Source organism: Microbulbifer maximicatervae (SeqCode) (genome assembly GCF_052467615.1).
Genome location: NZ_CP174319.1, coordinates 4322348 through 4334000 on the forward strand (window position 1 = coordinate 4322348; position 11653 = coordinate 4334000).

The 11653-nt window shown below is 52.9% G+C and carries 13 protein-coding genes; 11 read left to right on the forward strand and 2 right to left on the reverse strand.

All coding sequences use genetic code 11. From position 1 onward, the window contains the following. Positions 1-112 precede the first annotated feature (112 nt). The 10 genes from ACJJIM_RS19015 to ACJJIM_RS19060 all read left to right on the forward strand — a co-directional run bounded on the left by ACJJIM_RS19015 (position 113) and on the right by ACJJIM_RS19060 (position 9562). On the forward strand, positions 113-778 hold the full coding sequence (locus ACJJIM_RS19015) for a lysoplasmalogenase (RefSeq protein WP_413663702.1): 666 nt from the start codon (positions 113-115) through the stop codon (positions 776-778). Between the two features lie 78 nt (positions 779-856). Beyond that, positions 857-1540: a GMP/IMP nucleotidase gene (yrfG, locus tag ACJJIM_RS19020; RefSeq protein ID WP_413663703.1), complete on the forward strand. Its 684-nt coding sequence runs from the start codon at positions 857-859 to the stop codon at positions 1538-1540. Positions 1541-1555: 15 nt separating this feature from the next. After that, on the forward strand, positions 1556-1933 hold the full coding sequence (locus tag ACJJIM_RS19025; protein WP_413663704.1) for an RNA-binding S4 domain-containing protein: 378 nt from the start codon (positions 1556-1558) through the stop codon (positions 1931-1933). A gap of 85 nt (positions 1934-2018) precedes the next feature. After that, positions 2019-3512, forward strand: coding sequence for a S1C family serine protease (locus ACJJIM_RS19030; protein ID WP_444911741.1), 1494 nt, complete (start codon positions 2019-2021; stop codon positions 3510-3512). Between the two features lie 19 nt (positions 3513-3531). After that, on the forward strand, positions 3532-3978 hold the full coding sequence (locus tag ACJJIM_RS19035) for a DUF4124 domain-containing protein (protein ID WP_444911742.1): 447 nt from the start codon (positions 3532-3534) through the stop codon (positions 3976-3978). A gap of 110 nt (positions 3979-4088) precedes the next feature. Then, positions 4089-4967 carry an Hsp33 family molecular chaperone HslO gene (hslO, locus tag ACJJIM_RS19040; protein WP_444911743.1) on the forward strand — a complete coding sequence of 293 codons (879 nt, stop codon included), beginning with the start codon at positions 4089-4091 and terminating at the stop codon, positions 4965-4967. A 291-nt stretch (positions 4968-5258) separates the two neighbouring features. Continuing rightward, positions 5259-6806: a phosphoenolpyruvate carboxykinase gene (locus tag ACJJIM_RS19045; RefSeq protein WP_282930824.1), complete on the forward strand. Its 1548-nt coding sequence runs from the start codon at positions 5259-5261 to the stop codon at positions 6804-6806. Between the two features lie 186 nt (positions 6807-6992). Next, positions 6993-7673, forward strand: coding sequence for a hypothetical protein (locus ACJJIM_RS19050; protein WP_413663707.1), 681 nt, complete (start codon positions 6993-6995; stop codon positions 7671-7673). Positions 7674-7689: 16 nt separating this feature from the next. Beyond that, the gene (locus ACJJIM_RS19055; protein ID WP_413663708.1) at positions 7690-8400 is read left to right on the forward strand and encodes a D-Ala-D-Ala carboxypeptidase family metallohydrolase; all 711 of its coding nucleotides are present in this window, start codon (positions 7690-7692) and stop codon (positions 8398-8400) included. Positions 8401-8482: 82 nt separating this feature from the next. Then, positions 8483-9562 carry an AI-2E family transporter gene (locus tag ACJJIM_RS19060; RefSeq protein WP_413663709.1) on the forward strand — a complete coding sequence of 360 codons (1080 nt, stop codon included), beginning with the start codon at positions 8483-8485 and terminating at the stop codon, positions 9560-9562. Between the two features lie 73 nt (positions 9563-9635). Here the strand turns inward: ACJJIM_RS19060 and ACJJIM_RS19065 are convergent, their stop codons facing one another. After that, a complete protein-coding gene (locus ACJJIM_RS19065; RefSeq protein ID WP_413663710.1) occupies positions 9636-10433 on the reverse strand; it encodes a bestrophin-like domain in 798 nt (265 codons plus the stop codon). 156 nt (positions 10434-10589) lie between these two features. On the opposite strand from ACJJIM_RS19065, the gene ACJJIM_RS19070 reads away from it, so the two are divergent. Beyond that, on the forward strand, positions 10590-11111 hold the full coding sequence (locus tag ACJJIM_RS19070) for a peroxiredoxin family protein (protein WP_413663711.1): 522 nt from the start codon (positions 10590-10592) through the stop codon (positions 11109-11111). Between the two features lie 67 nt (positions 11112-11178). Here the strand turns inward: ACJJIM_RS19070 and ACJJIM_RS19075 are convergent, their stop codons facing one another. Continuing rightward, the gene (locus tag ACJJIM_RS19075; RefSeq protein ID WP_413663712.1) at positions 11179-11514 is read right to left on the reverse strand and encodes a PAS domain-containing protein; all 336 of its coding nucleotides are present in this window, start codon (positions 11512-11514) and stop codon (positions 11179-11181) included. Positions 11515-11653: the final 139 nt, after the last annotated feature.

Genomic DNA, 11653 nt, shown 5'->3' on the forward strand with positions numbered 1-11653 from the left:
CCGGCACTGGAGAAAACTCAATTGGAATTAGAGAGTACAAGCTATCGATGATGCGGAGGAAAACCGTTAAATTGATGGGGAGGTATACAAAATAAAAATAAGGTAAGTACCTATGTCCGTAGAAAATTCCGCACCCCAGCACAACTTTCGCAATTACCTGGTACCGATGTTCCTGGCCAGTGCCACTTTATTCATCTTTCTGGATACCTGGAAGCTGGATAACTTGTGGATGCCCGCGCTAAAAGCGCTGCCGATACTGTGCCTAATGATGATTGCCAGACTGGAGCTGCGGGGCAAAACCCTGCTTTTCACTTTTCTAGCCCTCAGTTCCTCCGCCATCGGGGATGTACTCCTCGAAATGCAATTCCCCCAACACTTTGTGTTTGGACTGGGTGCTTTTCTTATTGCCCAGCTAGTCTACGCGCTGGGTTTCCTGCGTTTTGCGGAGCCCCCCAATCGGCGCAACCTTATTCGGACACTGCCTGTAGTGATTGCCGCACTGCTTTTGGCTCAAATTATCCTCCCTGCTGCTGGGGATTTAGCCCCGGCAGTATTAGCGTATCTGCTGGCTATCCTCGCCATGGCGGTCGCAGCCGCAATGCACAAGGGTGACGCCGCCCTGCTATTTGCCGGGGCTGTCATCTTTATGGCTTCAGATACATTGATCGCTATTAACAAGTTCATAGCCCCACTACCGCTAGCCGATGCCGCCATCATGCTCACCTACTACAGTGCGCAACTGTGTATCCTGTACGGAATCCGCCGCGCCCAGGCATAATGAAAACGATCCGGGAAGGCAGTGGCAAGCCAACTAAACTTGTCTTCCCGCCCCATTTCAAAGAGGTACATAGCTCCCATGCTCGATTGGCGAAGTATCGATACCGTATTGCTGGACATGGACGGCACCCTGCTGGATTTGCATTACGACAATCATTTTTGGCTCACGCACCTGCCCAAGCGCTACGCTGAAGTCCACGGCTTTGACCCACAGGAAGCCCAGCAGAAGCTCGAGGCTGAGATCAATGCCCGCCGTGGTACGCTGGAGTGGTACTGCCTGGACTTCTGGGCGGAAAAACTGGAGCTGGATATCCTCAGCATATTGCGCGAGATCGAGACCCGCATCGCCCTGCGCCCTCACACTGAGGCGTTTCTGAGCGGCCTGCAACAACTGCAAAAGCCCACCTACCTCGTGACCAATGCGCACCGTCAAGGGTTAGATCACAAGCTGGAGATCACCGGTATCGACCGCTGGTTTGACGGCATCATCTCCTCCCATGATTATGGACATGCCAAGGAGAGTGCCAATTTCTGGGACTCTCTGCGAGATAACCTGGAATTTGACCCTGAGAACACCCTATTTGTCGACGATAACCAATCTGTTCTGAGCGCGGCCCAGGACTACGGTATCGCCCACCTATTGTGTATTCGCCAACCGGATAGCCGCGGGCCCAAACGGGAAATCACCAACTTCCCGGCGATCCATCATTTTGATGAGATCATGGCTTTTAAACGCAGCAGACTGGACACCGGGTCCACCTGATTTCACAAGGAAACCATGGAAAAAGTACGTATCGATAAGTGGCTCTGGGCCGCGCGCTTCTTTAAGACTCGCAGCATTGCCAAGCAGGCGATTGAAGGTGGAAAAGTCCACGCCGATGGCCAGCGGGTCAAAGCCAGCAAGGAAGTCACTACCGGTGTCAAACTGAGCATCCGCCAGGGATGGGATCTGCTGGAAGTTGAAGTAACCGCTCTATCGGATCAGCGGCGCGGCGCCGAGATTGCGCGCACCTTATACCGCGAGACCGAAGACAGTATCGCCCGCCGGGAAAAAGAGAAAACCGAGCGACAGGCAGCCAATGCCGGGATGCAACAGGAGCGCCCCAATAAAAAGCAACGCCGCCAGATACACCGCTTCCTGCGGGAACAAGAGTAGACTCAGCAGACAAAAGTGGTGAAATTTCCGCCATTTCCCACTTTAGCTGCTAAACTGCCCCCACTTAACCGGATAGAAAACAGCCATGTTGAAACGACTGATCGCCATTTCCCTGCTGATTTTGCTCGGTACCCAAACCGCCCTAGCAGACAGCCGAGAACACGAGCAGCTCAAGCGCTCAATCATCAAGATTTACACCACCGCCGCCGCCCCGGATTATTTCAATCCCTGGGCCCTGCTCAACCCCAAGCAGCTGTCCGGTTCCGGTGCCGTCATCCGCAACCAGCAGATCCTGACCAACGCACACGTAGTGGCCAACGGCAGCTTTATCCAGGTACAGCGCCACGGCGATGCAAAGAAATTCCGCGCCCGGGTGAAATTTGTCTCCCACGATGCCGACCTCGCCCTGCTGACCGTCGATGACGAAAGCTTTTTCAACGATACCCGCCCCCTGGCCCTCGGAAAATTGCCCGACCTGCAGGAAGAGGTCACCGTCTACGGCTACCCAATTGGTGGCAAATCCCTTTCGATTACCCGCGGAGTACTCTCCCGCGTGGAGCACCAATATTATGCCCATGCGGAAAGTTACCTGATGGCGGGCCAGATAGATGCGGCCATCAACCCGGGCAACAGCGGCGGTCCGGTTATCTCCAATGGCCGCATCGTCGGCGTGGCCATGCAAACCAACCAGAGCGCTGAAAACCTGGGTTACTTTGTCCCCCCCAGCGTGATCGCTCATGTCTTAGAAGATGCCAAGGACAATGTGCACCAAGGGTTCCCCGAACTGGGACTGGTAACCCAGAGCCTGGAAAGCCCATCGATGAAAAAAGCGGCCGGTCTCGAGGAAGACCAGGATGGTGCCATGGTCGTTAAAGTGTTCGACAATTCCCCCGCAGCTGAAGTGTTTAAACCCGGCGATGTCCTGCTCGAAGTCGATGGCTTTAAAGTAGCGGCTGACCGGACTGTGGAATGGAGGGAAAACCAGCGCACCAACTACCACTACGCCGTGGATCGCCACCATGTCGGTGAACGTTTACCCGTGCGCTTCTCCCGCGATGGTAAAGAGCAGACCGCTGAGGTCACGCTGGCCGCAACACCTCCCTCACGCGCTATGGTGCTGGGAGAGCAATTTGACCGCCAGCCCCGCTACTATATCTACGGCGGTGTTGTCTTTGTGCCCCTGAATATGAACCTGATCAAACGCTGGGGCAAAAACTGGCACTCCAAGGCGCCTATTGACTACCTCTATGCCCGCAATCAATGGAGTGACGAGGAGCGCCGCGAGCTGGTCGTCGCCCTGAAAGTACTGCCCGCCAATGTGAACCTCGGTTACCACGACTGGAAGAACTGGATTATCGACTCAGTAAATGGCCACAGCATCAAGGACTTCGACGAGTTCGCTCAATTGATGGAAGGCAACAAACGGGACTTTGTAGATTTGCGCGACCGCTCCGGTTATCGGATGGTCTTGGATGCGGCAGAGGCCCAGGAGCAGCAGCCTCTGATACTGCAGACCTACCATATCCCCCAGCGCCATTCACAGGGGTTGTTCAGCCAGCTGGCCAATAAAGAAGAATAAACATCGGGAGAGGCAAAGGATGCCCATAAAGTTACTGTACTTATCCAGCATTTTTGGCGGTCTGCTCCTGACCGCCAATGTTAATGCAGGGGAACTGTATCGCTGGGTCGACGACGATGGCCGGGTGCACTTTGGTGACCGCCCCCCGGCCCACGCAGAGGCCAAGGATATTTCTGGCAACCTGACCCCCATTAATTCTGCCGATGCCACCACAGCACCCAGACGCAGCCAATCGGAACAGCCGCGGAATATCGAACAACAATACCAGGAGCGCTTAAATCGTGAAGCGCAGGAAAGACAACAACAAAGAGACAAGGCCTGTAGCAAGGCCCGCAAAAACCTAAAAATATTACAGGGCCGGGTCGTATTTTTTGACGACAATGGCAAGGAAGTACGCCGCACAGAGCGGGAGCGCGAACAGATGGCACTCGACTATCAACGCCAGGTCAACCTCTATTGCGGATAAGTTAGCCGGCCCCCAGGGGCGCGGCTTCCCCCCATTACTCAGCGACAGCTACCATTTAGGCATATCCACCTCTAAAATCCTGCGGTTTTAATACCGAGAGCCCCCGACCTATGTCCGATCAGCTGGAACGCTTTATTTTCTCCAAACACGATATTCGCGGACAGGTGGTGACACTTACTGATTCCTACCGCGATGTACTGGAACACAACCCACTGCCTACACCAGTAGCCCGCCTGCTAGGGGAGTTCCTCACTGCAGCCAGCCTGCTTTCAACCACACTGAAGTTCGAAGGTGTCCTGAGCCTCCAGGCCCGTGGCGAAGGCGATGTGCCGATGATTATGGCGGAGTGCACTCACCACAGCGACCTGCGCGGCATCGCCCGAGTTGCCGAGGGTGCACAAATCGACGAAAACGCCACCCTGCGCGATATGATCGGCCCCCGTGGAGCCCTGGCCATTACCCTTGAGCCAAAGCGCGGTGAGCGCTATCAAGGTGTGGTTCCCATGGAGCAGGACAACCTGGCCGGCTGCCTGGAAGACTACTTTAAGCAATCGGAACAGCTGGCTACCCGCGTATGGCTGGAAAGCAGTGACAATACCGTCGCCGGTCTTATGTTACAGATTCTGCCGGGCAATAATGCCGCCACAGAAGAAGAAAATCAGGACGCCTGGGAAACATCGATTCACTTGGCGGAGACCGTAACTGACGAGGAGTTATTTACCGTTCCCCACCCAGAGCTTATTCACCGCCTATTCCACCAATTGGAGCCGGCAACCCTGGGTACCGACACTATTCGCTTCAAGTGCAGCTGCTCGAGAGAGCGCAGCGCCCGCGCGCTGGTTTCCCTGGGTGCAGAGGATGTCTACCGCCTGCTGGAAGAGCAGCAGGGTGAGATTATCGCGGACTGCCAATTCTGTAACACCCAGTACCGCTTTGACCGGGACCAAATTGAGTCGCTCCTCAACGCTCCCCCCCACACTCTTCACTGATCCTCGAAGGGCTGCGCAACCGCCGAATCCTCAGCGCAGCCCTACCACCTGACACCCCTAATCCCTCCATTAAATTCAAAAAAAGAATAATTAGGCGTGCAGCCATAAATGGTGTGAATTTATGTCGACATTATTTTCCATGACAGCGCTGTCATTGACTACAAAATAGCCATAGTTGGTATCCGCATATTTTGAATTTTGCAATAATGCGCCCCCAAAATTTTCTACGGCTGTCTAAACCTTGGGCAGCCCCATTTTATTTACTGTCCAACTTTCACGGGTATTCCACGAATGGCACAGATCGACGACTCCGCGATGGTCTTCAAGAACCTATCACCGGCACAATTGGTAGAGCAGGCTCTGACGCGCGGCGAGGGCAAGCTGTCAGATACAGGCGCTCTGGTGACTGAAACCGGCGCACGCACCGGTCGCTCCCCGGCTGACCGCTTTGTTGTAGAAGAGCCCTCCACTGCCGACAGCATCGCCTGGGGCAACGTCAACCGTCCTTTCCCGCAGGATAAGTTTGACGCCCTGTGGGATCGTGTAGAGGCTTTTGTTGCTGGTCACGATACTTTTGTTCAGCACCTGCATGTGGGCCAGGATGAAGACCACTACTTGCCAGTGGTAGTGACCACCCAAACTGCATGGCACAACCTGTTCGGCCGCAACATGTTTATCCGCGCCGAAAAGTACAACCCCAAGTCCAAGGAAGAGTGGCAAATCCTGCACGCTCCTCACTTTGTCTGTGAGCCCGAGCGCGATGGCACCAACTCCGAAGGCTGCGTAATTATCAACTTCGGCCAGCGCAAAGTACTGCTGGCCGGCATGCGTTACGCCGGCGAAATGAAGAAGGCCATGTTCTCCGTACAGAACTTCCTGCTGCCAGAAAAAGACGTAATGCCAATGCACTGCGCGGCTAACGTCGGCGAAGATGGCGATACCTGCCTGTTCTTCGGCCTGTCCGGTACCGGCAAGACCACCCTGTCCGCGGATCCCGAGCGCTACCTGATCGGTGACGATGAGCACGGCTGGACCAAGGGTGCCGTCTTCAATATGGAAGGTGGCTGCTACGCGAAAACCATCGACCTGAGCCAGAAAAATGAGCCGGTAATCTGGGATGCCATCCGCTTCGGCGCCATCGTTGAAAACGTGGTAACCAACGATCACGGCACTGCTGACTACTGCGACACCAGCCTGACTGAAAACGGCCGCTGCTCCTACCCGCTGGAACACGTTGAAATGCGTCAGCTGGAAAACCGCGCCGGCGAGCCAAAGAATGTTATCTTCCTGACTTGCGATGTATCCGGCGTACTGCCACCGGTATCCATCCTCTCCAAAGAGGCTGCGGCTTACCACTTCCTGTCTGGCTACACCGCCCGCGTAGGCTCCACCGAACTGGGCGCAGAGGCCGGTATCCACCCGACTTTCTCCACCTGCTTTGGCGCGCCGTTTATGCCCCGTGCACCGCGCGAATACGCAGACCTGCTGATGAAGCGCATTGAAGAGTTCGGCTCCAAGGTCTACCTGGTAAACACCGGTTGGACCGGCGGCTCCGGCGACAACGGCAAGCGCTTCCCGATTCCGGTAACCCGCGCTGTCGTTGCCGCTATCCAGAGCGGCGCCCTGGAAGGCGTTGCCACTGAGCACCTGGATGCCCTGAACCTGGATATCCCGATGGAAGTGCCCGGCGTGGACAAGTCTTACCTGAACCCTCGTGAAGCCTGGGCTGACAAAGCTGCTTACGATGATCAGGCAGGCAAGCTGGCCAAGCTGTTCGCCGAGAACATTGAGAAGTTCAATGTCAGCGAAGACGTTAAAAATGCAGGCCCTAAAGCCTAAGTAGAGGTTGTCGGGCACAGTGCGCTGTCCGTGACCCAAAAGCCGCTGCTCCCCCGGGACCAGCGGCTTTTTTTGTGGCTGATCCCAAGCCCGCAGCCCGTCGATTTTTGCGGCTATAGTGAGTAAACAGGCGCCGACGATTTTAGCGTCGGAGGAAAAACTCTCTCAGCAGCAGTCGCGAGCACTATGTCCGCAGGTAACTCGTTTACTCGCTTCGAAACTCTGTTCCCACACAGGCCGCCCGGGCAAAGAGTCAATCGGGTGGTCGTCAGTGCCCTCACTTTAATACTCAGTGCCATCCTGTTTACCCTCTGGCTCTATCTATTCCTCTCCTCGCAAGAGAAGTCCTATGTCGAGCAGCGTGGCTATCGCCTCGCCAACGAGGAGTCCTTTAACAAATTCCTGCGAGAGGGCAGTAACCGCTCCAGCGTACAAGCACTCAATCAGTTGCTTCGGGACCGGGGTGTCGCTGAGGTTTTTCCTATTCGTGATCTTCTGCGACAGGGGGGGGACTGGCTGGAACTGGGGGAACCCCCATTCGCCATACCACCCAGGGACCAGTGGTCCAATATTGTGAAAACCCTCACCCTGGTACGAGACCAGGTAATACCGCTAATTGGCCCTGTCACTGTGGTTTCCGCTTACCGCACTGATGCCTACAACCGAAAACTTGCGACCGAAGACCAGCCCCGCCACCGTGACTTTTGCGGGCTGGACTTAATTCCGAATTCCAATATCGGTAAAAACGAACTCGCTGAAGAGCTAAGCACACTGCACGCACGCCTCGGTCCCGATAGCAATGTCGGGATGGGCCTGATTGACGATGTCCTGTTTCATGTCGATACCTGTGGCTATCGCACCTGGTAATTGAGGGAGCTGCCCGATGGTTATGCAAAGTAACAAAGAGTGCGTAGAAATCGGCCAGCGTCAACTGCGCCGGCGGATCATCATCATTGGGTCAATCGCACTGGCAATTCTCACCGGTCTATTTGTTTTTACTTACGAACGAGCGCGCGAGGCTGATGACCGGGTGAAATCCCCTATCGATATCCTACCGCTGCTAATGATCCCGGAGGTTTACGATATCCAGGGCTATCCGGCAGCTTCCGAGAGGGCATTCAGCCGCTTCCTGAGCAAAGGCAATAACCATGCACGCTTTACTCAACTCAAAAAATTCCTGCGCTCCAACCGGGTTGAACAGGTTGTGCAACCCTATGAGCTATTGCGTCAGGGCAGTGACTGGCAGGATTTGGACGAACCCGCATTCGCCATCCCTCCCAAGGAGCTCTGGTGGGGCATCGTAAATACTCTGCGGGTAATCGAGCGGGAAATAGTGCCCCGCGTCGGCCCGGTAACAGTGGTCTCCGGGTGGCGCACAGTGGATTACAACCGTAAGGCCGGGGGTTCCAAGGGAAGTAAACATCTGCATTTCTGCGGGCTGGATATAGTTCCGAAAAAGAAGTTCTCCCGAGAGCAATTGGTGCCCGTACTGAGGGATATCCACAAGCGCAACGGCCGCGAGTGGCAAATGGGCCTCGGAATCTATCGGGGCATTCGATTTCACGTGGATACGTGCGGATATAGGCGCTGGTAAAACCCCACTGCATCTGCTTAGATAGAGCAAAAATTAGGCGCCCTACCACTGGGCTGCCGAAAGAGAAGCAGAGGAAGTCGCAGTGCAAGAAAAACTGGAAAGGCGCTCATTTATATTGACCTTATTATTGGTCAGCGTAGCTTTTTTACTCCTAATAAAACCCTTCTTTACCCCTATTTTTTGGGCTTGTGCCACCGCACTGATTTTCTACCCCGTGTACCGTCTGCTGATGCAGCGCTTTCCCAATTCGCCTAATTTAATGGCTCTGCTAACCCTGTTTATGTGTATCGTTCTATTGGTGATACCCGTATTGGTAGTGGCCACCTCTTTTATTAATGAAGCGGTAACTCTGTATCACCGGATCCAGGAAGGACAAATTGATGTTTCTAAATCCTTTGAACAGATTCGCAGTGCTTTCCCCAGGGTTAACAGCACGCTCGAAAGTATTGGCGTGGATGTCGAGGAGGCCAAGCAGCGCCTGATGGGTGGAGTGATGAATGCCGGTAGCTTCGTCGCAAAAAATGCGATTGAGGTCGGACAGAATACTGTTAACTTTTTCGTTATGTTGGGTTTAATGCTTTACCTCACCTTCTTCCTGATTCGCGATGGCGAAAGGCTGGTAAACCTGATTATCCATGCCCTACCACTGGGTGATGAGCGCGAGCACCTTTTACTGGCAAAGTTTGCTGAAGTCACTCGCGCAACCATTAAAGGAAATCTGGTAGTCGCTATTACCCAGGGCGGCTTGGGCGGAATTATTTTCTGGGTGCTGGGTCTACCGGCACCGGTGCTTTGGGGTGTATTAATGACACTGTTGTCATTGTTGCCCGCCGTCGGTGCCGCATTGATCTGGTTCCCCGCTTCTATTTACCTCTATGCTATTGGCGAACCCATGAAGGCAACGATTTTACTCGCCTATGGTTTCACCGTGATCAGTCTGGTAGATAACCTGTTGCGCCCAATATTGGTGGGTCGAGACACAAAACTCCCCGACTATTTAGTGCTTTTCTCCACTGTCGGCGGTCTGTTTATGTTTGGAATCAGTGGCTTTGCGATAGGCCCCCTTCTCGCTGCACTATTCCTCGCCTTCTGGGAAATTTTTATGCGTGAGTTTGTGCATCCCGAAGATGTCTTAATGCCACAAAAACCTGAAGATCTTTAACCTGTTCCCCGGGGCGGAAAAGCCTTAATTCCGCCCCACCCAATTAATATACAAAGTCAGCTCGCACAACAGCTCAGTGGGCAGCCTCCTGTAGCTCTTTCAGCTGCAAATTGAGATCGCTCATCGGCGACTGATCAACCAACAGTGCTCCCTCATTTGCCCGATCCAAATCCGCCACCAGTAAAATCACTGTTGAGAAAGTCAGGGCCAAAGCTATAACTACCTGGGCAGATCCCCCGCGACTTATACCCAACTGGTATCCAATTGCCAGCATCGCCAAAATGGTCATAAAGTACAGGGAGAGCCAGAGTGGACCCGGTATACGGTATTGCAGCCCAACCACAACCCTGGCACGGTGCAGATCTACCATCCCGTTAACCTGCTCGGCAAACTGGCGTAAATAATCGGCGTTGTAATCCTGTGCGATGTGCGCCTCGATCAAACGCCAAAGAGCCTGGTGAATTTCCTCACTGCGAGCTACATCTTCCGGAGTGACGGCGATTGATGGGTCAATATCCCTGAGATTTGCATATTCAGCTATTAGGTCTCGCGCCTTATTCTGCTTATCCAATTGCAAAAAGCTCGCATTTAAATATGCGGCCTGGATGGTATTGACCTCCTGCAACAGCAATGCCTTGCGTTCATTAAATCGGTCGGCTGTCATATTAAAGGTAAATGCCAAAACGAATGCGACTAGGCCCAAAGTGGCAGCTACCGCACTGCCCAGGGAAGAATCCTCCTTGATACTGGCATTCACTACCCGCCGCCGCCCCAGATAAATCCCCACAGCTAAAGCGCAAAGCACTACGGCAACTGAAATGGTATAGATCAGTGGAAGTGGCAGAGTATAGAAAAGGCTGTCAAAGCGCATTTAAGCCCCTGCAAAACGGCAAGTCCATAACGGTGCATTGACGCACCAATATTCTTACTTTGGCGCATAAAGCATAGCAGTTATAGCTGAGCTATTGGCCAGTTAGACCTTAGGGCAGTAGCATAGGCGTATCGGTAAACTACAAGGGAAATATTCGTGAAATATCTGCTGATCTTCTTTATTACTGCGTTTATCAGCCTTCCCAGCCTCGCTCTGGAAGTAGGTGAAATGGCGCCAAATTTCACTCTCAAGGGGTCTGATGGCCAAACCCACACATTGGCGGACCTCCAGGGAAAAAGCGCTGTTGTGATCGCCTGGTTTCCCAAGGCATTCACCCGTGGCTGCACCATAGAGTGTAAATCGCTCGCCCAAAACGGTCACTTAATCAAAGATTATGAAGTCACCTATTTTATGGCCAGTACAGATGATCTTGACGATAACACCCGATTTGCTGAAGAGAGCGAAGCGGACTTCCCGTTACTCAGTGACCCCACCGGTGAAACGGCTAAAGCGTACGATGTACTTATTCCCGTAATGAATATCGCCCGCCGCGTTACCATTTATATCGGTAAAGATGGCCGAATTAAAAAAATTGACAAGGATATTAAACCGGCAACCAGCGCAGAGGATATAGCGCGAACGCTTGGTGAATTGGGAACTAAAAAAGTTTCAACCTGAAGGGTAATCCAGATCAATTACTATAAATATCAAATAGCTCAAATTTTGGGCTATTTGTATTGCAAAATCACTTTTTAATAGAAAAAGAAATTCCAAAACAACATTGCTCTCCTTCAAAATCCGCCAGCCACTTACACACACTTAGGTTAACTTCACCCAGGCTAGATTGAACGACATGTTCGAGAAGGTAATCGGGCTCCCCTGAGGAAAATACACGCTGATCAGCCTCACGTAACGCTTTGGCATTCTCTGCCCAGGCCAATTGGACATCAGTTTTACCAACCACATCCTCTCCAGCCAATTCGCATATCCTTTGGTTACCCCAAATATATCTCTCACTTTTATCTTTTACCCAAAACAAGAATGGAACGTCATCAACGACTTTCAATTCATCTCGAGTCATATAACACCTGTGGATTGCTCACATAAAGCATTTAATAAAAATAATAATAGCTGAGTTAATCGACCCCATAAGCTCATAAAAAAATAAAAGGAAAACTTAGCTATATAACTTAATGCATGCGTACCACTATTATGCCGTG